Source organism: Chitinivorax sp. PXF-14 (genome assembly GCF_040812015.1).
Classification (GTDB): domain Bacteria; phylum Pseudomonadota; class Gammaproteobacteria; order Burkholderiales; family SCOH01; genus JBFNXJ01.
The window spans coordinates 146,376-171,699 of the sequence record NZ_JBFNXJ010000004.1; the positions used below are offsets into that span (position 1 = coordinate 146,376).

At 61.4% G+C, this 25,324-nt stretch carries 26 protein-coding genes, 1 tRNA gene and 2 pseudogenes; 23 read left to right on the plus strand and 6 right to left on the minus strand.

The features are described from left to right. The first annotated feature begins 190 nt into the window (after window positions 1-190). Window positions 191-1,093 (plus strand): DMT family transporter, encoded by a 903-nt coding sequence (locus ABWL39_RS07035; RefSeq protein ID WP_367788503.1) that lies wholly within the window; start codon window positions 191-193, stop codon window positions 1,091-1,093. Window positions 1,094-1,103: 10 nt separating this feature from the next. Here the strand turns inward: ABWL39_RS07035 and ABWL39_RS07040 are convergent, their stop codons facing one another. From ABWL39_RS07040 to tsaD, 4 genes are all read right to left on the minus strand, one after another. Next, a complete protein-coding gene (locus tag ABWL39_RS07040; protein ID WP_367788505.1) occupies window positions 1,104-2,996 on the minus strand; it encodes an ATP-binding cassette domain-containing protein in 1,893 nt (630 codons plus the stop codon). 59 nt (window positions 2,997-3,055) lie between these two features. Continuing rightward, complete coding sequence (locus ABWL39_RS07045) at window positions 3,056-3,634, minus strand: NADPH-dependent FMN reductase (RefSeq protein WP_367788507.1); 579 nt, start codon at window positions 3,632-3,634, stop codon at window positions 3,056-3,058. Between the two features lie 11 nt (window positions 3,635-3,645). Next, entirely contained in the window at window positions 3,646-4,029 is a 384-nt protein-coding gene (locus ABWL39_RS07050; protein ID WP_367788509.1) for an OsmC family protein, read from the minus strand. A gap of 225 nt (window positions 4,030-4,254) precedes the next feature. Beyond that, entirely contained in the window at window positions 4,255-5,271 is a 1,017-nt protein-coding gene (gene tsaD / locus ABWL39_RS07055; protein WP_367788511.1) for a tRNA (adenosine(37)-N6)-threonylcarbamoyltransferase complex transferase subunit TsaD, read from the minus strand. Window positions 5,272-5,452: 181 nt separating this feature from the next. Here tsaD and rpsU point away from each other — a divergent pair, with 181 nt between their 5' ends. The 6 genes from rpsU (at window position 5,453) to ABWL39_RS07085 (ending at window position 11,500) form a co-directional block, all read left to right on the plus strand. Next, entirely contained in the window at window positions 5,453-5,665 is a 213-nt protein-coding gene (gene rpsU, locus ABWL39_RS07060; RefSeq protein ID WP_367788513.1) for a 30S ribosomal protein S21, read from the plus strand. 75 nt (window positions 5,666-5,740) lie between these two features. After that, complete coding sequence (locus ABWL39_RS07065; RefSeq protein WP_367788515.1) at window positions 5,741-6,187, plus strand: GatB/YqeY domain-containing protein; 447 nt, start codon at window positions 5,741-5,743, stop codon at window positions 6,185-6,187. A 75-nt stretch (window positions 6,188-6,262) separates the two neighbouring features. After that, on the plus strand, window positions 6,263-8,053 hold the full coding sequence (gene dnaG / locus ABWL39_RS07070) for a DNA primase (RefSeq protein WP_367788517.1): 1,791 nt from the start codon (window positions 6,263-6,265) through the stop codon (window positions 8,051-8,053). A 98-nt stretch (window positions 8,054-8,151) separates the two neighbouring features. Next, the gene (gene rpoD, locus ABWL39_RS07075; RefSeq protein WP_367788519.1) at window positions 8,152-10,101 is read left to right on the plus strand and encodes an RNA polymerase sigma factor RpoD; all 1,950 of its coding nucleotides are present in this window, start codon (window positions 8,152-8,154) and stop codon (window positions 10,099-10,101) included. A gap of 179 nt (window positions 10,102-10,280) precedes the next feature. Continuing rightward, window positions 10,281-10,357, plus strand: a tRNA-Ile gene (locus ABWL39_RS07080). A gap of 72 nt (window positions 10,358-10,429) precedes the next feature. Next, on the plus strand, window positions 10,430-11,500 hold the full coding sequence (locus tag ABWL39_RS07085) for a site-specific integrase (protein WP_367788521.1): 1,071 nt from the start codon (window positions 10,430-10,432) through the stop codon (window positions 11,498-11,500). A 69-nt stretch (window positions 11,501-11,569) separates the two neighbouring features. Here ABWL39_RS07085 and ABWL39_RS07090 read toward each other — a convergent pair whose 3' ends face one another. After that, window positions 11,570-11,815 (minus strand): helix-turn-helix domain-containing protein, encoded by a 246-nt coding sequence (locus ABWL39_RS07090; RefSeq protein WP_367788523.1) that lies wholly within the window; start codon window positions 11,813-11,815, stop codon window positions 11,570-11,572. Window positions 11,816-11,952: 137 nt separating this feature from the next. Here ABWL39_RS07090 and ABWL39_RS07095 point away from each other — a divergent pair, with 137 nt between their 5' ends. The 16 genes and pseudogenes from ABWL39_RS07095 to ABWL39_RS07170 all read left to right on the plus strand — a co-directional run bounded on the left by ABWL39_RS07095 (window position 11,953) and on the right by ABWL39_RS07170 (window position 24,843). Further along, a complete protein-coding gene (locus ABWL39_RS07095) occupies window positions 11,953-13,071 on the plus strand; it encodes a hypothetical protein (protein ID WP_367788525.1) in 1,119 nt (372 codons plus the stop codon). 2 nt (window positions 13,072-13,073) lie between these two features. Next, entirely contained in the window at window positions 13,074-13,544 is a 471-nt protein-coding gene (locus ABWL39_RS07100) for a hypothetical protein (RefSeq protein ID WP_367788527.1), read from the plus strand. A 144-nt stretch (window positions 13,545-13,688) separates the two neighbouring features. Next, window positions 13,689-14,669, plus strand: a complete 981-nt coding sequence (locus ABWL39_RS07105; RefSeq protein ID WP_367788529.1) for a hypothetical protein — start codon at window positions 13,689-13,691, stop codon at window positions 14,667-14,669. Next, window positions 14,666-14,959, plus strand: a complete 294-nt coding sequence (locus ABWL39_RS07110; RefSeq protein WP_367788531.1) for a hypothetical protein — start codon at window positions 14,666-14,668, stop codon at window positions 14,957-14,959. The genes ABWL39_RS07105 and ABWL39_RS07110 overlap by 4 nt, the downstream gene beginning before the upstream one ends. Next, a complete protein-coding gene (locus ABWL39_RS07115; protein ID WP_367788533.1) occupies window positions 14,956-15,528 on the plus strand; it encodes an HAD family hydrolase in 573 nt (190 codons plus the stop codon). Before ABWL39_RS07110 ends, ABWL39_RS07115 begins: the two co-directional genes overlap by 4 nt. Window position 15,529: 1 nt before the next feature. Further along, entirely contained in the window at window positions 15,530-16,015 is a 486-nt protein-coding gene (locus ABWL39_RS07120) for a hypothetical protein (protein ID WP_367788535.1), read from the plus strand. Window positions 16,016-16,168: 153 nt separating this feature from the next. Continuing rightward, window positions 16,169-16,399 (plus strand): hypothetical protein, encoded by a 231-nt coding sequence (locus ABWL39_RS07125; RefSeq protein WP_367788537.1) that lies wholly within the window; start codon window positions 16,169-16,171, stop codon window positions 16,397-16,399. Next, a complete protein-coding gene (locus tag ABWL39_RS07130; RefSeq protein WP_367788742.1) occupies window positions 16,396-16,629 on the plus strand; it encodes a hypothetical protein in 234 nt (77 codons plus the stop codon). Before ABWL39_RS07125 ends, ABWL39_RS07130 begins: the two co-directional genes overlap by 4 nt. Next, a pseudogene (locus ABWL39_RS07135) lies at window positions 16,542-16,751 on the plus strand (RNA-directed DNA polymerase); the annotation flags it as partial. The gene ABWL39_RS07130 and the pseudogene ABWL39_RS07135, both read left to right, overlap by 88 nt. A 123-nt stretch (window positions 16,752-16,874) precedes the next feature. Beyond that, window positions 16,875-19,793 (plus strand): RHS repeat domain-containing protein, encoded by a 2,919-nt coding sequence (locus ABWL39_RS07140; RefSeq protein WP_367788539.1) that lies wholly within the window; start codon window positions 16,875-16,877, stop codon window positions 19,791-19,793. Continuing rightward, on the plus strand, window positions 19,747-20,310 hold the full coding sequence (locus ABWL39_RS07145) for an Imm26 family immunity protein (protein ID WP_367788541.1): 564 nt from the start codon (window positions 19,747-19,749) through the stop codon (window positions 20,308-20,310). The genes ABWL39_RS07140 and ABWL39_RS07145 overlap by 47 nt, the downstream gene beginning before the upstream one ends. A gap of 327 nt (window positions 20,311-20,637) precedes the next feature. After that, on the plus strand, window positions 20,638-21,090 hold the full coding sequence (locus ABWL39_RS07150) for an Imm26 family immunity protein (RefSeq protein ID WP_367788542.1): 453 nt from the start codon (window positions 20,638-20,640) through the stop codon (window positions 21,088-21,090). 422 nt (window positions 21,091-21,512) lie between these two features. After that, a complete protein-coding gene (locus ABWL39_RS07155) occupies window positions 21,513-23,294 on the plus strand; it encodes a PKD domain-containing protein (protein ID WP_367788544.1) in 1,782 nt (593 codons plus the stop codon). A gap of 106 nt (window positions 23,295-23,400) precedes the next feature. Then, window positions 23,401-23,550 (plus strand): annotated as a pseudogene (locus ABWL39_RS07160) (IS481 family transposase); the annotation flags it as partial. Between the two features lie 119 nt (window positions 23,551-23,669). Beyond that, window positions 23,670-23,846, plus strand: coding sequence for a DUF4926 domain-containing protein (locus ABWL39_RS07165; RefSeq protein ID WP_367788545.1), 177 nt, complete (start codon window positions 23,670-23,672; stop codon window positions 23,844-23,846). A gap of 43 nt (window positions 23,847-23,889) precedes the next feature. Next, a complete protein-coding gene (locus tag ABWL39_RS07170) occupies window positions 23,890-24,843 on the plus strand; it encodes an IS1595 family transposase (protein ID WP_367788546.1) in 954 nt (317 codons plus the stop codon). A 116-nt stretch (window positions 24,844-24,959) separates the two neighbouring features. Here the strand turns inward: ABWL39_RS07170 and ABWL39_RS07175 are convergent, their stop codons facing one another. Further along, window positions 24,960-25,166 (minus strand): helix-turn-helix domain-containing protein, encoded by a 207-nt coding sequence (locus ABWL39_RS07175; protein WP_367788547.1) that lies wholly within the window; start codon window positions 25,164-25,166, stop codon window positions 24,960-24,962. Window positions 25,167-25,324 lie beyond the last annotated feature (158 nt).

A 25,324-nucleotide genomic window follows, 5' to 3' on the forward strand; every position in this document is an offset into this window, starting at 1 on the left:
CTGCCCACGTAGCAACAAGAGCTGGCGGTGGGGGCTAGATGGTAGCCCAGACGGGGCCGTGCGCGCGAGTACAAATACGCCCGGCCACGGCAAAACTGTACCGCACCGATTTGGTGAAGCCTGTCACTGTTATGTTCCACCGCGTGGGCATAAGCTGTGCCGATCGTATCCTCCACCCCGGCGCGCCGCCATGAACAATCTATCGCTGTATCTCGCCACGGTCCTGATCTGGGGGTCTACCTGGCTCGCCATCAAGTTTCAATTGGGGGCGGTGCCCGTCGAGTGGTCGGTTGTCTATCGCTTCGGCCTCGCGGCGCTGCTCTTGCTGGCTTATTGCCTGGCACGTGGCCTCAATCTGCGCTTTTCCCGCCGCGACCATGCCTTCATGGCCTTGCAGGGCTGCCTGTTGTTCTGCCTCAACTATGTGCTGATCTACCACTCGGAGATGCATCTGAGCTCGGGGCTGGTGGCGGTGCTGTTCTCCAGCATCGTGTTCCTCAACACGCTCAATACGCGCCTGTTCTTTGGCACGCCGATCGAGCCCAAGGTCGTCGTCAGCGCGGCGCTTGGCTTTACCGGCATCAGCATGGTGTTCTGGCCGGAGCTGGCCAGCTTCAACGGACAGCAGGGGATGGCCGGCGTCTGGTTTGGTCTTGCGGCCACCACCTCGGCGTCGCTTGGCAATATGGTGTCGAGCCGCAACCAGCGCGCACAGATCCCGGTGATCCAGGGCAACGCCTTCGGCATGCTGTATGGCGCGTTGGCGGTGGCCGTCTATACCGTGCTGGCGGGCAAGCCGATGGTGTTCGACTGGGGCGGCGGCTATGTGTGGTCGCTGGTCTACCTGGCGGTATTCGGCTCGATTCTGGCGTTTGGCGCCTACCTCACGCTGATCGGCCGTATCGGTGCGGATCGCGCGAGCTACGCCGGCGTGGTGATCCCGATCGTGGCGCTGCTGCTGTCGACGGTGTTCGAGGGCTTCCAGTGGCATGCGAGCACGATCATCGGCATCGCCCTGTGCCTCAGCGGCAATGTGCTGATCCTGCAAAAGAAAAGGCCGACTCCCGTGCTGAAGCCGGCCGCGCAGGTCTGAGGCCGTCCGGCTACTCGATGGCTTCGAGCTCGGCTTGCAGCATCAGCCACTCTTCCTCCAGCTGCTCGAGCTTGCCGGCGATGTCGGCCTGCTTGAGCAGCGCGGCTTTCAGCGCTTCTTTCTGATCGGCCTCATACATGGCGCTGTCGGCGAGCTGGGCGTCGATCGCCTGCTTGTCGGCATGGAGCTTGTCCAGCGCCTGCTCGACTTTCTTCAGCTTGGCTTCCAGCGGCTTGCGCAGGCTCGACAGGCGATTGCGTTCCTCGGCCTCGGCGCGTTTCTGCGCCTTGCGATCGACGACCTGCCCGCTGGCTGATGGCGCGTCGCCCGCCGCAGCCTGCTGCTGGCGATAGTCGCGGTAATCATCGAGATCGCCGTCGAAGGGCTTCGCCGCGCCTTGTTCGACCAGCAGGAAGGTGTCGGTGGTCGCGCGCAGCAGGTGGCGGTCGTGCGAGACGACGATCAGCGAGCCTTCGAAGTCCTGTAGCGCCAGCGTCAGTGCCTGGCGCATCTCGAGATCGAGGTGGTTGGTTGGCTCGTCGAGCAGCAGCAGGTTGGGGCGCTGCCAGATGATCAGCGCCAGTGCCAAGCGCGATTTCTCGCCGCCCGAGAATGGTGCTACCGGCGCTAGCGCGTTGTCGCCGCGAAAATCGAAGCCACCGAGGAAGGCGCGCAGCTCGGCTTCCTTGGCATTCGGGTCGAGCCGCTGCAGGTGCTGCAGCGGGCTCTCGTCGTGGCGCAGCTGTTCGAGCTGATGCTGTGCAAAGTAGCCGATCTTGAGCCCCTTGCCCTCGATGCGGTTGCCTGCCAGCGGTGCCGCCTCGCCAGCCAAGAGCTTGATCAGCGTCGACTTGCCGGCGCCGTTCACGCCCAAGAGGCCGATGCGGCTGCCAGCCTGGATCGCCAGGTTGATGCGGTGCAGGATGACGCGGTCGCCGTAGCCCGCGTCGGCCTGCTCGATACGCAGCAGCGGGTTGGGGCTCGATTCGGGGGAGCGGAACGAGAACTCGAACGGCGAGTCGACATGCGCTGCCGCAATGCGCTCCATCCGCTCGATCGCCTTGACCCGGCTCTGCGCCTGCTTGGCCTTGGTGGCCTTGGCCTTGAAGCGGTCGACGAACGACTGCAGATGCGCGATCTCGCGCTGCTGCTTGGCGTAAGCCTGCTGCTGCTGCGCCAGGCGCTCGGCCTTCTGGCTCTCGAAGGCTTCGTAGTTGCCGGTGTAGAGCGTGATCTGGCGATTGTCGACATGGGCAATCGCGTTCACGGTGGCATCGAGGAAATCGCGGTCGTGCGAGATCAGCAGCAACGTGCCGGGATAGCTGCGCAGCCAGTTTTCCAGCCACATCACGGTTTCGAGATCGAGGTGGTTGGTCGGCTCGTCGAGCAGCAACAGGTCGGAGCGGCACATCAGCGCCTGCGCGAGATTCAGGCGCATGCGCCAGCCACCCGAGAAGTTTGACACGGCCGTCTGCATCTGGCTCTCGTCGAAGCCCAGGCCGGCCAGCAGCTTGGCCGCGCGCGCCGGCGCGGTGTAGCCGTCGGCATGCTCGATCAGGCCGTGCAGCTCGGCGATGCGGTGGCCGTCGTGCGCATGCTCGGCCTGGGCCAGGGCGGCTTGCAGGCTGCGCAGCTCACGGTCGCCGTCGATCACATAGTCGAGCGCAGGTGTCGAGAGGGCGGGGGTCTCCTGCGCGACGTGGGCGATGGTCAGCCGCGGCGGCAGGTCGAGGTCGCCGGCATCGGGGTGAAGCTCGTCGAGCAGCAGGCCGAACAGCGTGGATTTGCCGGCGCCATTGGCGCCGACCACGCCGATCTTTTGGCCGGCGTGGATGGTCAGGTTGGCCTGCTCGAAGATGGGTTTGAGCCCGCGCTGCAGGCTCAGGTTGCGTAGCGTAATCATGGGGCGCGAGTGTAGCAGAAACCCGGCAGCCGAGCCGGCCGCACGCCCCGGCAAGGATGTCAGGCGATCAGCTTGGCCGTGGTCTCCACCATCTGCTTGCACAGCGATTCGAGCGTGGACTGCTGGCGCGCATCGGCCAGCTTGCCGTCCGTCCCGAAGGCCTTGTGCGCGGCCGATACTGCGAGCTGTCCGGGCAGCACGAACACCTGCAGCGCATTGAGGATGTTGCGCAGATGAACCAGCCCGCGCAGCCCGCCCAGGCCGCCCGGCGAGGCGGCCAGCAGCAGCGCCGTCTTGCCGCTGTAGGGCACGAGGCCCGATTCGCCGTCAAGCTCGCGCGAGATCCAGTCGAGCGTGTTCTTCAATGCGGACGACACCGAGGCGTTGTTTTCGGGCGAAGCGATTACAAAGCCATGATGGCCCTTGAACAGCTCGCGCAGGCTGCGCGCGTGCGCCGGCATGCCTTGCTCGGTTTCGAGATCGCCATCGTAGACGGGCATCGGGTAGTCGCGCAGGTCGACGTAGCTGGCCTCTGCCCCCGCGGCGCGCACGGCCTCGGTCGCGGCACGGGCCAGTTGCTTGTTGTAGGAGCCGGCACGCGTGCTGCCGGCAAAGATCAGGATGCGTGGCGTGGGCATAGGCGGCTTCCTCAGCTCAGCTGGCTGGCGATCTTGAACTGGCCGCTCAGTGCCTTGTGGATCGGGCACTTCTCGGCCACCGCCAGCAGCCGTGCGCGCTGCTCGTCATCGAGACTGCCGTCGATACGGATCTGGCGCGTGAGCTCGTACAGGCCCGGCGATTCCGCATGGGTGACCTCGACATGAATGTTGTCGATCGGCCAGCCCTTGCGCTGGGCGTATAGGCTCAGGGTCAGCGCCGTGCACGAAGCCAGCGCGGCATCGAGCAGATCGTGCGGGCTGGGGCCTGAATCGGCACCGCCTACGCTGGCATCCTCATCGACAGTCAATTGATGTGAACGAATCTCGACCCGTTTTGCGAGTGGGGTCAGCCCTCCATGTACGACCACGGCCACGATGCCTCCTCTGTTCAAGTATGCCCGGCCCCGCTGTATTGCCTGGCCGGTAGAGCTTGCAGTGTAGTGGATGGCCGCCGCCGCGGGAAACGGAAAAAGCCGGCCAACAGATTCAATAATTTTGAATCGGTTGATTGGGCGGCAATTCAGTCAGTCCGGCTGGCAAATGGTGGGGAGGGGCGCCCGCCTCGGGGCTGGGCTCGGCCCTGGTAGCCGCGTGGGTGCTCAGGCTGCCGGCAGGTTATGCAGATCCCAGCGTGGCTTGACGGTGAAGCTGCCGTCGCCATGCGCGGCATGCTTGAGACGCTGCGCGCCGGCAAAGGCAATCATCGCGCCGTTGTCGGTGCAGAATTCCAGCGGTGGGTAGAACACCTGAAAACGGCGCTTGGCTGCGGCCGCATCCAATTGCTCGCGCAACTGGCGATTGGCGCCGACACCGCCGGCGATCACCAGCTGCTTGAACCCGGTCTGCTTCAGCGCCTTGAGCGACTTGCCGACCAGTACGTCGACGATAGCCTCCTGGAACGCGGCGCAGATGTCGGCGCGGGTCTGCTCATCGAGCTGGGGCTGTTCCCGCACCAGTGTCAGCACGGCCGTCTTGAGGCCGGAAAAGCTGAAATCGAGGTCCGGCGAATGCAGCATCGGGCGCGGCAGCTTGAAGCGCGTCGGATCACCCTTGTCCGCGAGCTTCGACAACGCTGGCCCGCCTGGGTAGCCGAGGCCGAGCAGCTTCGCCGTTTTGTCGAAGGCCTCGCCGGCGGCATCGTCGAGTGTCTCGCCCAGCAGGGTGTAGTGGCCGACGCCATCGACTTCCATCAACTGGCTGTGGCCCCCCGATACCAGTAGGGCAACGAATGGAAAGGCCGGTGCCGGTTGCGCCAGCAGCGGCGAGAGCAGGTGCCCTTCAAGGTGGTGCACGCCAATGGCGGGCTTGTCGAGCGCAAAGGCCAGTGCATTGGCTACGCTCGTGCCTACCAGCAGGGCGCCGGCGAGGCCCGGCCCCTGGGTGTAGGCGATGGCGTCGATGTCCCCGAGTCGCTTGCCGGCTGCCGCCAGGCATTCCTCCGTCAGTGGCAGCACGCGCCGGATGTGGTCGCGCGAGGCGAGCTCCGGCACTACGCCGCCGTATTCGGCATGCATGGCCATCTGCGTATGCAGCCGGTGGGCGAGCAGGCCCTGCTCGGTGTCGTAGAGCGCGATGCCGGTTTCGTCGCAGGAGGATTCGATGCCAAGGACAAGCATGATGGGTATCAGCGGGGGATCAACAGGGCCGCATATTTTATGCCCGGACCCCTTGCCGCGCCAAATCCTGTTGCCCTAACGTCTTGCCCTGACTGGAAGTTTTTCTTGGAAAAGGTGGCTTGGCGTGCTAACATCGCTTTTTTCCGTTTAACCCATTTTTTGGAATTGAGGTCGATTCATAATGCCTAGCGTCCGCGTCAAGGAAAATGAGCCGTTCGAAGTGGCTCTGCGCCGTTTCAAGCGTACTGTCGAAAAAACCGGTCTGCTGACCGAGTTGCGCGCTCGTGAGTTCTACGAGAAGCCGACCGCTGAACGTAAGCGCAAACTTGCTGCGGCCGTCAAGCGTCACTACAAGCGTCTGCGCAGCCAGACCTTGCCGCCGAAGATGTACTAAGCCGGCGTTCGACGCGATGGTCCCGAGGCCGCGAGCGCAAGCTCTGCGGCCTTTGTCTTTGATGGGAGAGATTGAATGAGCCTGAAGCAACGTATTCAAGAAGACATGAAGTCCGCCATGCGCGAGAAGCAGGCGCAACGCCTCGGCGCGATCCGCCTGCTGACGGCGGCGATGAAGCAGAAAGAGGTCGACGAGCGCATCGAGCTCAGCGACGAGCAGATCGTCGCGATCATCGACAAGATGATGAAGCAGCGCCGCGACTCGATCAGCCAGTACGAATCGGCTGGCCGCCAGGATCTGGCCGATCAGGAAAAATTCGAAATGACGGTGCTCGAGGCCTATATGCCGGCCCAGCTGTCGCAGGCCGAAATCGAGGCCGAGATTACCGCCGCCGTTACCGAGACGGGCGCCGCAGGCCCGCAGGACATGGGCAAGCTGATGGGCGTGTTGAAGCCAAAACTGGCAGGCCGTGCCGACATGTCCAGGGTGTCGCAGCTGATCAAGCAGAAACTGGCTGGTTAAATTCGTTGTCTAAGATGTAAAGGTCGCCGCACACGGTTTGACGTGCGGCGCTTTTTTATTGCTTGTTGAGACAACGTGGCCCGTATTCCCGATAGCTTCATCCAGGATTTGCTCAACCGCGTCGATATCGTCGACGTGGTGGATCGCTACGTGCCACTGAAGAAGGGCGGCGCCAATTACATGGCGTGCTGCCCGTTTCACAACGAGAAGAGTCCGTCATTCACCGTCAGCCCGACCAAGCAGTTCTATCACTGCTTCGGCTGCGGCGCCCATGGTACGGCGATCACCTTCATGATGGAACACGCCGGCCTGGGCTTCGTCGATGCGGTCAAGGAGCTGGCTCAGGGTGCCGGCATGCAGGTGCCGCAGGAAGAGCCGACCGTGGCCGACATCAAGGCCGCGCAGCAGCGCGCGGTGGTCGAGTCGCTCGACCTGCCGGGGGTGATGCGGCGTACCTGCGAGTATTACCGCGAACAGCTCAAGCGCAGCCCGCGCGCCATCCAGTACCTGAAGAAGCGCGGCCTGTCGGGCGAGATCGCCGCGAGATTCGGCCTCGGCTACGCACCGGAAGGCTGGCAGGCGCTCGAACAGGCTTTCCATGACTACGGCGCCAATCCGGCGCTGGTGGAGTCGGGGTTGGTCAAGGAAAAGGACGGCCGGCGCTACGACGTGTTCCGTGACCGTGTGATGTTCCCCATCGTCAATCAGCGCGGCGCCATCATCGGCTTCGGCGGGCGCGTGCTCGACGGTGGCGAGCCGAAATACCTGAACTCGCCCGAGACGGTGCTGTTCGAGAAGGGGCGCGAGCTGTATGGCCTCTATCAGGCGCGCCAGGCGATTCGCGATGCGGGCCGGGTGATCGTGGTTGAGGGCTATATGGACGTGGTGTCGCTGGCCCAGTTCGGGGTCGGTTACGCGGTGGCCACGCTCGGCACCTCGACGACGCCGTTTCATATCCAGAAGCTCATGCGCCAGTCCGATCGCATCGTGTTCTGTTTCGACGGCGACAAGGCCGGGCGCAAGGCCGCCTGGCGGGCGCTGGAGAATGCGCTGCCGATGCTGGCGGACGACAAGCGGCTGGAATTTCTGTTCCTGCCCGAAACCGAGGACCCGGACACCTATGTGCGCCATTTCGGCAAGGATGCGTTCGAGGACCTGATGGAGCGGGACGCCTTGCCGCTGACGGCGTTCATGTTGCGCGAGCTGGCGTCGCAGGTCGACCTGCAGAGCGACGAGGGGCGGGCCAGGCTGGTCAAGCTGGCGCAGCCGCTGGTCACGCAGATACAGGCACAGGCGCTGAGCCTGATGGTGCGCAAGCGCTTGGCCGAGCTGCTGGGGATCGAGGCCGACGAACTCGATCGCCTGTTCGGTATCCGCGTCGCGCGCCCATCCAAGCGTGGGAAATCCGCCCCGGCAGCGGGCGGCAAGCGCCAGCCGCTGTCGCGCACGCGCCAGATCATCCAGTGGCTGTTGCGCCGGCCGGGCTGGGCGCAGCACATCCGCCTGCCGGCGACCACGCAGGAAGACCCGGAAACCCTCGCCATGATTGCCTTGCAGCGCGCGCTGGCGGCCCAGCCGGGGATGGTGCATGCCGCCCAGGTGCTAGAGCATTTTCGCGATACGGAACATGAAGGCCTGCTCAGGCACGTCGCGGCGCAGGCGATGGACGAGAAGGACGCGTTCAGCGACGACGAGGCCTGGTCCGACCTCAATGGTTTGCTCGATCAGCTCACGCTGGGCGCCTTCGACGAGCGCATCGACTGGCTTCGCCGACGCTCGCAGAGCGCAGACTTCACGCTCGACGAGATGAAGGAACTCAACCAGCTGCTGGTCGAGAAAGACAGGGCACGACAGGGTGCCAGATGAGTTTTTGTGCCGGGTGAGTGAATCAAACGTTAACTATTCGGTCTATAACTCCGTTATAATCAACAGCTTTTTCAGTCAGGAACTCGGGATCACACGATATGGCGGCAGATCAACAATTCGACAAGCCTGAACTCCCTAACGACAAGGAAAATGGCCAGTCCGGGCGCCAGATGGCCCCCGTTGACGCCGAGGCGCGTCGGACCCGCCTGAAGACCCTGATCGTTCTCGGCAAGGAACGCGGTTACCTGACGTTTGCCGAGCTGAACGACCATCTGCCCGAAGACATGCTCGACGCCGAGCAGATCGAAGGCATCATTGGCATGATCGCCGACATGGGCATCATGGTGATGGACGAGGCACCCGATGCCGAGCAGCTGCTCATGTCGGATGCCACCCCCGCCGTGGCCGACGACGACGCCGTCGAAGAAGCCGAGGCCGCGCTCTCCACTGTGGACTCCGAGTTTGGCCGTACCACCGATCCGGTGCGCATGTACATGCGCGAGATGGGCACCGTCGAGCTGCTCACGCGCGAAGGCGAAATCGAGATCGCCAAGCGTATCGAAGAAGGCCTCAAGCACATGATCCAGGCGATCTCGGCTTGCCCGATGACGATCGCCGAGATGCTGCGCCTGGCCGAGATGGTCGAGAAGGATGAATTGCGCGTCGACGAGCTCGTCGACGGCATCATCGACCCCAATGCGGTCGAGGAAGAAGAAGCCGAATTCAACGCCCCGAGCGAGGAAGAAGAACTCGCCGCCGAGGAAGAGGAAGAAGACGAAGAGGGTGACGGTGGCGCCGCCGCCATCAGCGCCAATCTCGAGCAACTGAAGAGCGATGCGCTGGCCAAGTTCGCCGAGTTGCGCCCGCTGTTCGACAAGATGGTCAAGGTGCTGGCCAAGAATGGTGTCGGCAGCAAGCAGCACGTCGAGGCGCAGGAGGCGATTTCCGCCCAGCTGCTGTTCATCCGCTTCACCGTGAAGCAGATCGAGGCCATGTGCGACATGCTGCGCAAGCAGCTCGAAGAGATCCGCAGCCACGAGCGCGTGATCATGGAAATCTGCGTGAACCGCGCCGGCATGCCGCGCGACCTGTTCATCAAGAGCTTCCCCGGCAACGAAATCAACCACGACTGGGTGCTGGACCAGATCGGTCTCGCCAAGCCGTATTCCGATGCGCTGGAGCGCCAGAAGCACGCGATCTTCGACGCGCAGAGCCGCCTCGCCGCGATCCAGGAACGGGCGATGATCCCGATCCGCGAGCTGAAGGAAATCAACCGCCAGATGTCGACGGGCGAAGCGCGTGCACGACGTGCCAAGCGCGAGATGATCGAGGCCAACCTGCGCCTGGTGATCTCGATCGCCAAGAAGTACACCAACCGCGGCCTGCAGTTCCTCGACCTGATCCAGGAAGGCAACATCGGCCTGATGAAGGCGGTGGACAAGTTCGAATACCGCCGTGGCTACAAGTTCTCGACCTACGCGACCTGGTGGATCCGCCAGGCCATCACGCGCTCGATCGCCGACCAGGCGCGCACCATCCGTATCCCGGTGCACATGATCGAGACCATCAACAAGATGAACCGCATCTCGCGCCAGATCCTGCAGGAAACCGGCCTCGAGCCCGATCCCGCGTTGCTGGCGGTGAAGATGGAAATGCCGGAAGAGAAGATCCGCAAGATCATGAAGATCTCGAAGGAACCGATCTCGATGGAAACGCCGATCGGTGACGACGACGACTCCCATCTCGGCGATTTCATCGAGGACGCGGTGACCCTGGCGCCGTCTGACGCCGCCGTCTACGCCGGCCTGCGCGAAGCGACCAAGGAAGTGCTCGACACGCTCACGCCGAGGGAAGCCAAGGTGCTGCGCATGCGCTTCGGTATCGAGATGAACACCGACCACACGCTGGAAGAGGTTGGCAAGCAGTTCGACGTGACGCGCGAACGTATCCGCCAGATCGAAGCCAAGGCGCTGCGCAAGCTGCGCCACCCGACGCGCTCCGAGCGGCTGAAGAGCTTCCTCGACAACAGCGACGGCAACGCCCAGTAAGGCCCAGGCCGCGTCGGTAGCATGGCGCGGCATGGAAAGCTGCTATACAATGCGCGGCTTTCGGGCCTGTAGCTCAGTTGGTCAGAGCAGAGGACTCATAATCCACTGCTGCCACGGGCGACGAAGGCCCAAGATAGGTACGCAAGACCGGACGAAGAAGCCGGGTAAAATTAGAAAAAGGGCCGTTAGCTCAATAGGTTAGAGCAGTCGACTCATAATCGATTGGTAGCTGGTTCGAATCCAGCACGGCCCACCAATACCCCTCGTAGTTGTCCATTCGGTACAGTTTCGGTACAGTGGCGGAACGCACGCACTGTACCGAGGCCCTATGGCAACCATCGTCAAGACACCTTCCGGAACGTGGAAGGCCGTCATTCGCAAGACCGGCTTCCCGTCTGTCATCAAGACCTTTCGGCTGAAGAAGGATGCCGAGGACTGGGCGCGGCGCACCGAAGATGAGATGGTGCGGGGCATGTTCGTCCAGCGCGCGCCGTCGGAGCGGCTTACCTTCGAGAAGGCGATGCAGCGCTATCTTGCGGAGGTCACCCCGACCAAGCGCCTACTGACTCAAAACGGGGAGCGCAAGCGCTGTGTGCCGCTCGTGGACTTCTTCGGCAAGTATTCGCTGGCGGCGATTACGCCCGACCTCATTGCTGAGTATCGAGACAAGCGACTTGCCGGCGAGGACCGTCTGAAGGACGGCGAGCCACAGCCGAGGGCCGCCAACACCGTGCGCCTGGAATTGGCGTTGCTCGGACACCTGTTCACGATTGCGGTGAAGGAGTGGGGGCTGGGGTTGACCTTCAATCCGGTGTTGAATATCCGCCGGCCCGCTCCGGGGCCTGGCCGCAACAGACGCTTGACGCCGGACGAGGAGACGCGGCTACTGGCCGCCGTCGATCAGCACTCGAACCCGATGCTGGGCTGGATCGTGCGAATCGCTATCGAAACCGGCATGCGCTCGTCCGAGATCGTTACGCTGCGGCGTTCTCAAGTAGACATCGGTAGGCGCATCGTGCGCTTGATCGAGACGAAGAACACATTGCCGCGTACAGTCCCGTTATCCTTGGCCGCGACCGAGCAATTTCGTTCGGCGCTAGGCAATCCTGTTCGGCCTGTCGATACCGACCTGATTTTTTTCGGGGAGCCGGGCAAAGACGGCGCGCGTCGGCCATACAACTTCAATAAGGTGTGGCTGGACATCAAGAGGAAGGCCGGCGTTACCGATTTCAAATTTCACGACCTTCGGCACGAGGCGGTAAGCCGGTTCGTCGAGTCCGGCCTGAGCGATCAAGAAGTGGCATCGATCAGCGGCCACAAATCCATGCAAATGCTCAAGCGCTACACGCACTTGCGCGCGGAAGACTTGGTCGCCAAGCTGGACCGCTTGACTCGTTGACCTCTGTTGCGGCGGCTGACCCGCCGAGCATCGATCTGAGGCATCGCTTCAATGTTGGCGTACGGACAATCAGTCCGGCGCCATTCGCACTTCTGTGGCTTCGAAATCGAATAGTTCGCCTACCGGCACCTCAAGTGTCGCCGCCAGCTTGCAGATATTGACCAGTGCAATGTTCCGCTGCCCGCGCTCGACGCCACCGAGATAACTACGGGCGATGCCACTCTCCAGCGCCAGTTTCTCCTGCGGCCAGCCTTTTTGTTTCCTGACCTGCGCCAATCTTTTCCCGAACAAAATGCGCGGGTCCTTTTCGGTCATCTTTTCCTCGCCCAAATGGAAAAGATGCTATGAATCGAGCCACTATCAGGCCACGCCCTATGAGTGACAATGACGTACAAATATGGCATGATCCGATCGGGAAATGTCACTCATAGTGACCTTCAATCGGAGGATTCATGGCGTTGATGCGTAGAGGAATGAAGGTAGATCGCTTGGTGCGGACCTTGGGCGCGGCGATCGTTGTCTGTGGTCTGGGCGGCTGCGCCACGACCCAGTCGCAACCCGACGGTTCTACCCGCGTGAGGCTGTCGCTCGCAGACGCCCTCGGCGTCAAAGCCCCACCCACCAACGCTGGATCGGTGTCGCCGCCGGCTCCGCAGCAGTCCGCTCCGGGGCCGAGCACTCCGTTGCCGCCATCGATTCGCAGCAGCACACTGGCCAGCCTCTTTGCAAAGCACCCTTATGACGGCACATCCAAGACCTATTTCCCGCGCGTATCGGTGACCGTGACCGACTGGTCGCGCAATGACTGCTGGAACGCCGTGGCGACGATCTGGTGGAGCAAGGCCAGGTCCGAGCCTGTCGCGCCGTTCTCGGTTTGCTGGGGACAGTCGGTCGGCTTCGCCGTCAACAACGCCGCCAGCCTGCACCTGTTCATGCAGCAGATGGCGGTCGAGCATAGCGGCAACGTGCGCACCCCCGGCCCCAAGCCACCGATGCTCGCCATCCCGGACAGGCAGCCGTTCGGTGAAAGCAAGCAGCTCGCCTTCCAGGGCTTCATCGAGCAGCTCTTGCTCGATACCGGCTGGCAGGCCGGCGCGCCGACCAATCTCTGGCTGGTCGGTTATGACCAGAACGCCTTGAAGGCTGCGCCTGCCGACACGCCGGCGAAGGCATCGAACAAACCCCTGGACGGCAAGGCTAGGGCGTTGCTGGAACGGGCGCTCTCCTGCACGGGCATCGGCAAGCGCTTCGATTTCGCCGAATCCGCACTCAAGCAGGCGGGCTGGCGGCCCGAGCAGGGCGTCTCCCCGATTGCCCTCCCGGAGCCACTCAAGGTGTACGGATTGAACACCACGAAGATCGCCATCTCGCGCGACGGCGGCGAGCAGACCTATCGCAGTTTCCTGCCCGGCGTGAATTCGCAGCAAGTGGTCAAGGCGGCATCGCTAAAGCTCGGTAAGGACGGCAAGAGTTACGGTCGCGCGACCAAGCTGGGGGTGTTGACTCTCGGCACCGAGAACGGCGAAACCACGCTGACCTGCACGGTCGATACCGAAGGCGCGGAGGGCTGAACATGCAATTGCGGTGTCCTTGTTGTGGCAGCACCCAGGTTCAGCCGCACGCGGTCGTGCATGCGGACGGCACCCAGCGCGTCCGGCTCGATCATGCCGGCACCGTCGGCGGGGAATTCGCGCAAGTCACCAGCTACGGCACCCAGGCCACGGCGCTGGCCCAGCATTGCGCGCCGCCTGCGCCACCGTCGCCGATGCCGTTCGTGATCGCCTACGGCATCGCTGGCATTGTGATTTACAGGGCGATGACGGCTTGCGACGTGTTCGAGCGTGGCTGCCGGCTTGGCATGTCCGTGCTGGCAATGCTGGTTTACAACTGGAAGCAGGCCGCAGTCGGCCTGGGCGTCATCGCTGTGGGTTGGTTGCTGATGAAGGCTTGGTACCAGCAGGCTCAGGCGTACAACGTCTCCAAACGGCAGTGGCAGAACACCTGGTTCTGCCATGCCTGCGGTCGGAGCCACGTGCGAAGTTGAACCGGCGACCCGGCCGGTTATGGTAATTACCGTAATCGTAATTATCGTAATTGCGGTAACCGCCGCCCGTCGGCATGTCGGCCCTTGCATTTGGGTCTTTTTTGGACAAAAGTTAATTCAACTAGTGATTTAAATAAAACGCACATGGCCCGCCCCCGCACTGGACGACAGACCCCCGCCGAATATCAGCGTCGCTACCGCGAACGCAAGAAGGCCCAGCAGGCGCTGGCGCAGACCAACTGGATGCTGGATGCACGGCTCACCGACGCAATTCGGGACGAGGCGAAATCTCGTGGCATCCACGAGTCGCAGCTCGCGACGGAAATCCTCGAACGCTGGTACGAGGCGCGCTTCGGCGGCCCGCTGCCGCCGCTGGAAGAACCGGCCGCACCCACGCCATCCGCGCCGCAACCCGAACCGGAGGTCACCATGAACGCGCTGACTGAACTGCTGCTGGGCAAGCTGGAAGAACTCGGCTTCGTCATCCCCCTCCAGGGTATGGCCCGCCAGAGCCTGCGCGGCGACGCCGACAATGGTCTGACCGCCACAGTGGCACTGAACGACGCGACGGTGATCGAGTTTGGCCTGACCGAGCGCGTGGACGGCGCGACCTGCAACGTCCTGCATTGCGTGGTGGATACCATGACCCGCCGCGCTTGGCTCAGCAGCGAGGCGTATCCGGACCTCAACGGCGAGCGCGACGTGGACGCCCGTGGCCTGAATTCGCTCGCCGACGTGTTCGGCCGGCTACGCGACTTCATCATGGCCCGCCGCCGGCCGCTGCGGCTGGAGCAGATCATGGCCGGCTTGCCTGGCTGCCTGAGCAGCCCGCTGCCGCGCACGCTGCTGGCACGAGTGTTTCAGCGTGTAGGGCTGGAGCTGGTGTATTTGCCACCGCTCGGCGTGCCACGCGAGCCGATGCCGCTACCCGAAGTCGCGCTACATGACTTGGTTGAGCTGGCCAGCTACGCGCGTCGCGAAATGCTGCGCACCGGCAACGATCTGTGCCGGATCGAGCTCGACGATGGCAGCGAGTTGCTGGTTTTCCCGCCGGAAGCACGCGCCTTGGTGCATGCCGCGACCGGGGTGCGCGAACCGGCGATTGCGGCAGGGGCGAGATCATGAAGCCGGCGTTCGACGCCGCGCGGCTCGCCACCGAACTGCGCGGCACCGCCCACGATCTCCGTCTGTGCCTGGCCGAGCTGCTCGCCGAGGACCGCTCGCTGCTCGCCGACCTGCTATGCCATTTCCCGACGCGGATCGAGGAGCTGGCCGACGGGATCGCCGAGCGCCCGATCCCCGAGTTCACGCCTGGGTGGCCGGCGCGGGAGGCGTCCGCCGAGATGCATTTCGCGGCGCTGCTGGCGAGGCAGCGCTGGTGGGTGAACCGGCACGAAGTCGGGAGGCGGGCATGACGATCCGCGCCATCGCTTTCGATGCTTTCGGCACCCTGATCGGTTACGGCGGGCGGCGGATCAATCCGTATCTGCGGCTGGTGGACACCGCTCCCGGCAAGAAAGCGGCGCGTTTGCCGTTCCTCACCCGCAACGTGCCGGTGGACGTGTTTGCCGACGAATTGGGCCGGACGCACCTGCTGCCGGTCATCCAGCGCGAACTCGCCCAAGAAGTGGCCGGATTGCGACTGTTCGACGAGGTGGGCGTGACGCTGCGCAAGCTGCGCGCCGCCGGCATGCAAATCGCGGTGTGCAGTAACCTCGCCTACGAGTATGGAACGGCCGTGCGCCGGCTGCTGCCCGATCTGGACGCCTACCTGTTCAGCTATGAACTCGGGGCAGCGAAGCCGGACCCGACGATTTACGCGGCGACGTGTACGGCGCTTGGGTGCCGGCCACGCGAAGTGCTGTTCATCGGCGACAGCAGGCGCTGCGACTTCGAGGGACCACGGGCCTTCGGCATGCAGGCCGGGTGGCTGGACCGCAGGAGTGGCCTGACGCTGCTCGACGCATTGCAGGGAGTAGTTTGAAATGCGCTGGCGGCCCTTTCTGATCGCAGGCGCGCTGCAACTGGCCATGAGCCTTGCCTGGGCCGAGATGCCGGCGGCGCTGATCGAAGCCAATGCACCGTCTGCCAGCGACTGGGCTCGCGCCGCGCCGCTACTGCGTGCCGCCATCGAGTGCCGGGCATCGCTGCCGCCGAGCATCCCGGTGCGCGCCGTCTTTCGGCTGACCAATGGCCGCCTGGGTGGACATCACGCCTTCCCAGAGCCGTTGACCGTGTTCGACTCGCTTCGGGTGTCGGCCATGGCCATCGTCGAAGGAGCAGAAGGTGACGGCAGCAGTTATGCCGTCCAGCCCGAAGGGGTAACGAAGGCCGAAGTGATCCAGGCGGCGCGACTCCAGAAGTCCGGCGCGCGCTACATCCGCCGCGTCGAGGAAGGACTCCTCATGGCCAGCATGCCGCAGCCTGGTGTCGTGCGGTTGGTCTGTGTTCGGGATGGGCACCATGTGTGACGAATTCTGCGCACTTCGGCGACCACCCCACGATGCGACTCTCGACGAGCCGTCTCGACCTTCGGTGGCGACGCATGGCCGTGCAAGTCGCTCAGCGCGTTCACGTGTGAGCGTTTCAGCGTGCAACCTCCTTCCCTCTGCCGGAGTCATGTCGTGATCGTCGCCGAGTTGATCGCCAAGCTGCAAACCTTGCCACCCGATCTCCCGGTCATGACGGCCGGGGAGTACGGCTACGATCGCATCAAGGGCGTGCAGATCGCCGAAGTCGTGTACCAGCCGCGCGGCTGGTCTGGCGACTATTGGCCGAGGGAGGACGCAATCGGCGATACCCGTGAGGGCGAGCCGCTGTCAGCGGTCATCCTGCACTGGGGGGAGGTGCCGTGATCATCTTCCTCGATTTCGATGGGGTACTGCGCCCGGACGCCGTGTACCTCGAATGGGGCCGTCCAGTGCTCCGGGCTGAGGGCGAACTTTTCATGTGGACGGGTTACCTCGTCGAAGCGCTGGCCGGCCATCCCGGGGTGCGTACTTCAATTACCACGCGGTACCGGACAACATGCGCCGGTTGGCTGGTTTCCGTAGCGAGGTGTGCCGCGCATGGCGGCACGCCCTGATGCGACGGAGCCAGCGCCATCGGATGCCATGGGTCAGATTCAACCGCTTGGTACGCAAATACCTACCGCCATGCCGGGTCGTCCATCCTTACCCGTCCGAGCGGTTTCACGTCAGAACCTGAGGCAGGAGCCATATGCGGTAATGCTGCACGTACGGATCTGTGCGGGGGGGCGGGGGGTACCTGCTGTATACCGCCACGAGTTACGGCATCGCGGTGCGGAGTAGTGGCGCGCAGGACAAGCTGTTGTTGCGAGACAACCTGGAGCGCGACATCGGCTGGAGTTCTTATGGCGTCAGTGGCAATGCCGGAGACAGCTTCCAGCAAGCCAAAACCTATGATGGCTGGGGGCGGCTGACCAGCGTTCTGACGCGATCGGTGATGGGCGGCACCAATGTGCTGCAGAACACCCAAACCCAGTATGCCTATGACGCGCTCGGCCGGCCGACCAAGATCACCGATCCTGCGGCAGGTAGCACATCGATTGCCTATCAAGGGCTGACCACTCAAATCAAGGACAGCGCAACCGGCCACACCTGGACCAAGGTCAGCGACGTCATGGGCCGCTTGCGCACCGTCACCGATCCGCGCACCAAAACCCAAACCTACACTTACGATCCGTTTGGTAACCTGTTGACGGTGTTGGATGCCAAGGGCAATCAGGTAAGCATGACCTATGACGGGCGGGGCCGCATGACCTCGCGCACCGACCCGGATCTGGGTTCCTTGCAATACAACTATGACGGGCTGGATGAACTGGTTCAGCAAACCGATGCCAAGCTGAATACGGTGAAATTCGAGTACGACGTACTGGGCCGCGTAACCAAGCGGACTGAATCCGACCTGATCAGCCAGTGGACATATGACACGGCCGCGAATGGTATTGGCAAACCGGCCCAGCTGACGGCCAGTAACGGCTTCCAGCGAACCTACCAATACGACGGCTATGGCCGGCCGACTAGCCTGACCAACCTGATCGGCAGCAGCTTCACCACGTCCGTCGCCTACGACAGCGCGGGTCGCTTGGCCTCGCTCACCTATCCGACCGGCGTCAGCCTCGGCTACGGCTACCAGAACGGCTACCTGACCGAGGTGCGGCGAACCGATGCCGGCAACCAACTCTTGTGGCAACTGCAATCGCTGGACGCCTCGGGCCGCGTGCGCCAAGCCCGCCTTGGCAACGGCATGGTCGTCAGCCGTAGCTATGATGCGGTCAGCGACCGCCTCGGCGCCATCGTGTCCGGCCTGAATGGCGGCAACGAGGTACAGAACGAAAGCTACGGTTTCGACGACTCCGGCAACCTCTCGTGGCGCAAGGACGGCAACCGCTCCCTGATCGAAACCTTCGGCTACGACGAACTCGATCGCCTCACCAGCGCCCAGGTGATGGGAGCGGTGAACAAGACCTACAGCTTCGCTTACGACGATATCGGCAATCTCACCAGCAAGACCGATATCGGCAACTACAGCTACCCCACCGCCGGCAGCCGCTACCCGCATGCACCGACCAGCATCGGCAGCATGAGCGGCTCGTTCTCTTATGACGCCAATGGCAACCTGCTATCCGGTGCCGGTCGCACATACACCTGGACCAGCTACAACATGCCGCTGCACGTCACGCGGGGCACCAACGCGAGCGACTTCTGGTACGACGGCGAGCACAACCGGGTCAAGCAGGTCGCCAGTGATGGTACCACCACCATCTACCTCAACCCGCGCATCGACCTGGGTGCTCACTTTGAGCAGGTGAGCAATGGAGGGCAGACCTTCAACCGCCACACCATCTACGCTGGTAGTGAAGTCGTCGGCCAGATCGTTACGGGCAGTCAGAATGCCACCCGTTACTTCCACCATGACTATCTCGGCAGCGTGGTGGCCGTTTCGGATGCCAGCGGCAGCGTAGTGGAACGCTACAGCTACGACAGCTGGGGCAAGCGCCGCAACCTGGACGGCAGCGACGACGTGGCTGGCGGCTTGAAGTCGACTGCAGTGGATCGTGGCTATACCGAACACGAGGAACTGGATAACCTCGGGCTGGTGCACATGAATGCGCGGCTGTATGACCCGGCGGTGGGCCAGTTCGTGAGTGCTGACACGATGGTGCCGCACCCGGACAGCACGCAGGGGTTCAACCGCTATGCCTATGTGAACAACAATCCGCTGGTGTTTACCGATCCAAGCGGGCATGAGGACCGGTATGACCTGACATATTGGCGGGACGGGCCTTCGCATGGCATCGCCTACAATACTGGCCCTAACGGGTCTGGCGTGTATCAAATCGTATGCACCAACTGCTTGCGTGGTAGCGACCTTGGCGGCTTGTACTCCTCGCCAGGGACGGGTGGGGGCTCGCTACAATCGTGGCTCGATCAAGGCCATGGCTACGGCTACAGCCAGATCGGCTTCAACACCGGCAGCAACCTGTCGATCGTGCGCAACGGCGGTTTCACCGGTGGCGTGTCGACGATCATCTACACCAACACGACACCGGTGGCGCAGTCGTCTACCGGCGGCAGTACCGGTAGCAGTGCGCCACCCCCGCGACAGTTCGCGCCGGTGGAGGGGGCGTACAAGCCGGGGTCGATCCAGCTGACGGCCGTGGCGGGGTCCATAGCGAAAAACCTGCTGCCGGGTGTGGATTTTGCGCATAATGGCTGGCTGGCGGCCAAGGAAGGCGACTACGCCATGGCTGGCGTGTACGGGATTGGAGCGATCTCCGACGTCTTCCTCTTCGCGGTGACCGGCGGGCAGGAGAAACTGGTTGAGTCGGCGCTCAAGGAGGCGGTCGAGTACACGGTCGAGCATGGCGCAAACTATATTGCCAAGGAGGCGGGGGAGCATGCGGCTACGAATTTGGCGGCAAAGGAGGGTGTTGTATATCTGCGCAAAGATATCATCACCGGTGGCGAGTATGTCGGACAGGCAGAATCAGAGGCCCGGTATCTCGTTCGGCAATCGGAGCATGCTCGCGCAAACCCAAATGCTGATTTTGAGTTCCATATTCTGGAAAGAGCGCGTGCTGGCAAGGATTTGAACGTTGCTGAGGAAAGTTGGATTCGTGCTGGTGGAGGTCCAAAGTCGGCGGGTGGACGCCTTGAAAATGGGCGTTGGCAAATGAATGAGGCAGATTATCGTGCGGCAGGAGGAAAAGTTGACAGACCATAGCAGCCTGAATATAGGAACAAAGGCAATCGTTGGTGACGTGTTCCAAGTTCCTATTTCCGAGGAATGTGTAGGATTTGGCCAGATTCTCGCTATATACAAGGAGGAAATGCTGCTAATGGCCATTTTCGATATGCGAGCTGGGTACGATGAGGTCCCATCGATTGAATCGATTATCTCTGCTCGCCCAATTTTTATTTGCAACTCACTTGATGCGAAAATATGGCATGGTCAGTGGAAGATCATCGGAAACCATCCCCCTGACAGCGCAAAAATTCTACTTCCGAACTACAAAGTGAAGGTCGGTGATGGGTTCTATGTAGAGAACTATGCGGCAGACAAGACTCGTCTATGCAAAAATGAAGAGTTGGCCTCCTTGGAATTCCGCAGTTGTGTAGCGCCAATTCGTCTTGAAAATGCGCTCAAGGCTCATTGGGGATTTGTGCCGTGGAATGACGCCTACAATGCCCTACTTGCGGAGAATGCATTAAAGTCGACCTTGGTGGTAGTTGATCAATAAGCCATCGTAATACGAACCAACGCTTTCCGCGTACGCGGCAAAGGGGGGTACTTACGTTCTAAAGGACGCTGAAGGCACGGTTGTTAAGACCGGTCGAACAAACGACTTGGCGCGACGTGAAGCCGAGCATGGCCGCAATCACCCCGACAGGACCTTTGAAGTTGACAAACGTACAGACAACCGAGCGGCGCAACGAGGTCGGGAGCAAGATTTGCATGATGCGAATCCGAGTGCGCACGCGGCAAACGGTGGAATGGACAAGATCAATGGGATTAGCCCAACCAATCCAAGACGAGACGAGTATTTGATGGCCGGTAGGGAACTGCCATGAAGAAGCTGACCATTAATAATGGGACTGTGGTTCTGGTTCCCGTAGTCCCCGCGGGATTCGCGATAGGTGTTGTCATTCGAGCGGACGGTAAAGGACGTGCAGTCGGAGCCTTCTTCGGACCGAGGGTGAACAGTGCTTCGGATGTGAACGCATCCGAGTTGCAGCTGGAGTCTGCTGTGTTGGTATGTCGCTTCGGGGATCACGGCCTGCACACGAAGCGGTGGCCCATGATAGGCGTGATCCCGAGTTGGGGTAGCGCTCCATGGCACGTCACGAAGTTCTCCAGGCGACACGACAATCCTGATCTCTGCTACGTCACCGAGTACGACGAGTCTTTGAACGTAATCTCTGAGGTTGTCTTACCTGCTGCCGAGGGTAAGGCGTTGCCGGATGAAGCGCAGTACGGTTCTGGCGTCGTCGAGGCGAAGCTAGCCAAGCTCTTGCAGTAGCGGCAAAGATTGCAGAAGCTGCAGCAGATGCTGCGCTTGCCGCAGGTAAGCGGTCCGGGGCGGCTGCCGAGTTGAGAGTCGGAGACCGAGTATTTACTGGTGTTAGCGGTGAGGCAGTACCGCACAATCCTAGCGGCCAACTTGCCCGGGGCACGCGATCGCGTGTTCCCTGGATCGGGGCGGTTGGCGGCAAAAGCAGCAGGCGATTGCTGAAATGTCATGCAATCAGCCCTGGTGGGGGGCTGTGAATATTGGGGAACACGGATTTAGGTTAATGAAAAGCGAAAGAAAACTTCAAGATGTTTAAACCCTCAAAAATTCTGTGCGCTATGGTGTGTATGCTCCCGCTCTTTACTGCATGTAATAGCGGTGGTGGCGGAGACAATGGTTCGAGTCAGTCACCGTCCACCGCTATTACTGCCGTGAGCATCAGTGCCGACCAGAATTTGTCTGTTGATCCCAAGAATGGTTTTCCGGTGGTATTCGCAGCAGCCGGTGTACAGGGTGGTGTGGCGCCCATTCAATACAACTGGGATTTCGGCGAACCAGCAAGCGGGGTGCAAAACGGCGCGTCCGTTGCACAGGCGACGCATAACTTTGCGATACCTGGCGTGTATAACGTCAAGTTGACCTTGACTGATGCCAGGGCTCAAACTTTTCAAACGAGTAAAGCAGTAACGGTTATCGACCCAACTACAAATCCGAATCCAAACCCATCTCCAAATTTGCCGCCCGTTGCGAGCGGCGTGGTATCGCCGAGCACTGCGACGGCTGGCCAAACGCTCACCTTTGATGCGTCTACGGCGTCAGCCGGCACAGCGAACCAGCAAATCGTGTCATATTCATGGAAATTCCAAGATGGACAGGTGCTGAACGGAAAGGTCGTCAGCCGCACGTTTTCGGCAGTCAGCTCATATAGCGTGGAATTGACTGTCACTGACAATACCGGCTTGTCCGCTCGCACGTCCATGAACTTCGTGATTCAGGCTGCCGCGCCGACACCGTGCCCTGTACCGTCAGCCGGCTCCTTGGGCGCACCTGTGAGTGGGGTAGGAAATACGTTAGCGGCCGGTAGCGGACACAGCCTGGTACTTAAAAGCGATGGCACGTTTTGGGCCTCGGGGCTGGCTGCGAATGGTCAGCTCGGTGCGGGTTCAATGCAAAATTGCAGTCAGTTCATCCAGGTTCTCTCCGGTGTCAAGTCTGTCGCTGCGGGTGGCTTGCACAGTCTTGCGTTGAAAGCAGACGGTAGCCTATGGGCGACCGGAGACAATTCTTACGGTCAGCTTGGTACGGGAGACAAAACGAGCCATTCCAAATTTTTCCAAGTAATGACTGGTGTCAAAGAAATCGCTGCAGGTCGCTTTCAGAGCTTTGCAATCAAGGATGACAATAGTCTTTGGGCTGTTGGCGAAAACGGTGTTGGACAGCTTGGCGCTGGCAACACCGTGGACCAGTATCAGTTCGTCAAAGTTCTCGCCGATGTCAAAGCGGTGTCGTCGGGTGGGTTGCACACGCTTGTGCTGAAAATGAATGGTAGCCTCTGGGCGGCGGGTTGGAACGGCTTCTATCAGCTTGGGACCGGAGACACCGCGGACCAACATCAGTTTGTACAGATACTCGGGAGCGGCGTACAAGCCATTGCGGCCGGCTATCTGCATAGCCTGGTGGTGAAAACCGATGGTAGCCTGTGGGTGGTCGGGGCCAACGGCAATGGCGTCAGCGGTGGAGGAGCGGCGACCTATGGCCAGCTTGGCGTGCAAGCGCTACTGTCCGATCAGAATACGATTTGTACATCCGCTTACTGTAAGCAGCTTTTCCAGGTAATGAGCGGCGTGAAAGCGGTTTCTGCAGGGTATGGCCATAGTCTTGCGCTAAAAGCAGACGGTAGCCTGTGGGCGGCGGGATTCAACGAGTTTGGCCAGCTTGGAAATGGGAGCAACAACAACCAAGGCCAGTTTATGCAAGTGGCCACCGGTGTGCAAGGCATGGCGGCCGGATACCTTCACACACTTGCTGCGAAGACCGACGGAAGTCTCTATACGGTCGGCGCGAATAGCAATGGTATCGACTGTGGCGTTGTGCATTGTGATGCTAACTCCGGGGCGCCTCGGGTTGTATATGGGCAGCTTGGGACCGGCGATACTATGGACCACTCGACATTTGTCCGCGTAATGGCTGCGATTGCCATTGCGGGCCAGTAATACGAATTCGCCGTAACAAGGCGATAGCTTTTGCGGGCTGCGTAGAGCGGCAAAGACAGCAGCGACGGTAGAGAAGGACTTCTTCGCTGGCACGAAATACACGGACAAGGTGTTGGAGCAGGATCTGGATGATTGGATGGTCTACTACAATGAAAAGCGCACGCACCAAGGGAAGATGTGCTGTGGGCGAACACCCCTGCAGACCCTGATCGACGGCAAAATCCAATGGAAGGAGAAAGTAGGTAACCTGAACTGATCTGACAATCGGGCACCGTCAAAACGGGCGACTGTCAGATCAAGTCTGAACTTCTACACATAAGGCATGCGCGCCGTGGCCGCCGACGCCGGCTGTTTCGGTTTGTTCCGGTCTTGTTGATGTCCCGTTGCGAAATTCCGAGTGAGTCGCTAGCCAAGGGCGCTATCGGTGTAATCGTCGAGGAATTCTCTGAACCAGAGGAGGCTTACGAAGTCGAGTTCTGTGATGAAGATGGTGTCACTATTGCTCAGATTGCTCTACGCCCAAATCAATTTACTTGGCTCTGTTCTCGTTAACTGTTGATATACTGTAACTGTTAACAGTATTGGGGCGGCAAACATGGACACCCAAGAGTTCAAGACTCTGCTGACAACCTTGCAACAGTTGACGCAAACCCAACGCAGGAAGCTTGCGGCGGCATTGGCACGCAGCCAGCAAGGCGATGCCGTCTCGGTCATCGAGCAGTGTCTGGGTCAACCAACCCAGTGCCCGCACTGCGCCGCCGATCATCCTGTGCGTTTCGGTCGCGCTAACGGTCTGCAGCGTTATCGCTGCCACGCTTGCCGACGCACGTTCAACGCGCTCACCGGCACACCCATGGCAAGACTGCGCCAGCGTGACAAGTGGCTCGGCTACGCCGAGGCGTTACGCGATGGCCTGAGTGTGCGCAAAGCGGCGGCGCAGTGTGAGGTGCATCGCACCACCGCGTTTCGCTGGCGCCACCGCTTCCTCAGTAACCCCAAGGATCGCATGGCTGCTCATCTCACCGGCATCGTCGAGGCTGACGAAACCTTCCTGCGCGCTTCCCGTAAGGGCGATCGGCAGGTCAAGCTCACGCGCAAGCCACGCAAGCGTGGCGGTAGCGCCAAGAAGCGCGGCTTATCGGGCGAGCAGGTGTGCGTCCTGATCGCACGTGATCGCGGTGGCGCCACCCTCGATGCGGTCTTGCCCAACATGACCGATGCGGCATTACAGCAAGTCCTGGCGCCCATCGTCGATCGCGACGCCGTGCTATGCAGCGACGGCCGCCCCGCCTATGCACACTATGCGGCCGCGACGGACACGGCACATAAACCGGTGAATCTGTCGGCCGGCATTCGCGTCGTCGACAAGGTGTTTCATATCCAGCACGTCAATGCCTATCACAGTCGCTTCAAAGGCTGGATGGCACGGTTCCATGGTGTGGCGAGCAAGTATCTGCCCAACTACCTGGGCTGGCGACGCTTGCTGGAGAGTGCGCCAGGCGCTTGCCCGTCGCCCAGAACCGTCATGGATTGGGCGCTGGGGATTTGATCAATAGTTAATGAGAACAGAGCCAAACAAATCGACACAAGAAATTCTCGCCATATCCGATCCCTCAAACGATTCCTCGGCACCTCTGCGCAACGTCTGCAAATCTTTCGGTTTGCTCATGATTCGTTCGCCTTTACCGATGGCGCGTTATCTGACGCACCGCCTGCCCGTACCCAGACATCCACATCTTCTTTTTTGAATTTCCAGAAGCGGCCGACTTTGTGCCCCGGCATACCTTTGTTGGTCACCCAGGCATAAATAGTGTCTTTGGCCACGCCGCGGCAATCGGCGATTTCATCGACGGATAGCCAGCGGTCTTCCATATCTGCATCCAAATGGAATGCGCCGACCGGATGGGCGGCCACTTTACGGCAGTATACGTCATGACGTGGCTACAAGCCAGGTTGAGACTGGTTTGACCTAGTTTGACCGGGTAAAGGCCAAGCGAACGGGGTCAGTGCCGACTCGGAGGTGCCAAATG

Coding starts and splice junctions, on each gene's coding strand:
- ABWL39_RS07120 (WP_367788535.1), top strand. CDS start 15,530: ATGCGCTGGCGGCCCTTTCTGATCGCAGGCGCGCTGCAACTGGCCATG.
- ABWL39_RS07040 (WP_367788505.1), bottom strand. CDS start 2,996: ATGATTACGCTACGCAACCTGAGCCTGCAGCGCGGGCTCAAACCCATC.
- ABWL39_RS07085 (WP_367788521.1), top strand. CDS start 10,430: ATGGCAACCATCGTCAAGACACCTTCCGGAACGTGGAAGGCCGTCATT.
- ABWL39_RS07145 (WP_367788541.1), top strand. CDS start 19,747: ATGAGGCAGATTATCGTGCGGCAGGAGGAAAAGTTGACAGACCATAGC.
- ABWL39_RS07175 (WP_367788547.1), bottom strand. CDS start 25,166: ATGGAAGACCGCTGGCTATCCGTCGATGAAATCGCCGATTGCCGCGGC.
- ABWL39_RS07095 (WP_367788525.1), top strand. CDS start 11,953: ATGGCGTTGATGCGTAGAGGAATGAAGGTAGATCGCTTGGTGCGGACC.
- ABWL39_RS07165 (WP_367788545.1), top strand. CDS start 23,670: ATGTCCCGTTGCGAAATTCCGAGTGAGTCGCTAGCCAAGGGCGCTATC.
- ABWL39_RS07105 (WP_367788529.1), top strand. CDS start 13,689: ATGGCCCGCCCCCGCACTGGACGACAGACCCCCGCCGAATATCAGCGT.
- ABWL39_RS07115 (WP_367788533.1), top strand. CDS start 14,956: ATGACGATCCGCGCCATCGCTTTCGATGCTTTCGGCACCCTGATCGGT.
- ABWL39_RS07065 (WP_367788515.1), top strand. CDS start 5,741: ATGAGCCTGAAGCAACGTATTCAAGAAGACATGAAGTCCGCCATGCGC.
- ABWL39_RS07170 (WP_367788546.1), top strand. CDS start 23,890: ATGGACACCCAAGAGTTCAAGACTCTGCTGACAACCTTGCAACAGTTG.
- tsaD (WP_367788511.1), bottom strand. CDS start 5,271: ATGCTTGTCCTTGGCATCGAATCCTCCTGCGACGAAACCGGCATCGCG.
- rpsU (WP_367788513.1), top strand. CDS start 5,453: ATGCCTAGCGTCCGCGTCAAGGAAAATGAGCCGTTCGAAGTGGCTCTG.
- ABWL39_RS07090 (WP_367788523.1), bottom strand. CDS start 11,815: ATGACCGAAAAGGACCCGCGCATTTTGTTCGGGAAAAGATTGGCGCAG.
- rpoD (WP_367788519.1), top strand. CDS start 8,152: ATGGCGGCAGATCAACAATTCGACAAGCCTGAACTCCCTAACGACAAG.
- ABWL39_RS07035 (WP_367788503.1), top strand. CDS start 191: ATGAACAATCTATCGCTGTATCTCGCCACGGTCCTGATCTGGGGGTCT.
- ABWL39_RS07100 (WP_367788527.1), top strand. CDS start 13,074: ATGCAATTGCGGTGTCCTTGTTGTGGCAGCACCCAGGTTCAGCCGCAC.
- ABWL39_RS07045 (WP_367788507.1), bottom strand. CDS start 3,634: ATGCCCACGCCACGCATCCTGATCTTTGCCGGCAGCACGCGTGCCGGC.
- ABWL39_RS07150 (WP_367788542.1), top strand. CDS start 20,638: ATGAAGAAGCTGACCATTAATAATGGGACTGTGGTTCTGGTTCCCGTA.
- ABWL39_RS07110 (WP_367788531.1), top strand. CDS start 14,666: ATGAAGCCGGCGTTCGACGCCGCGCGGCTCGCCACCGAACTGCGCGGC.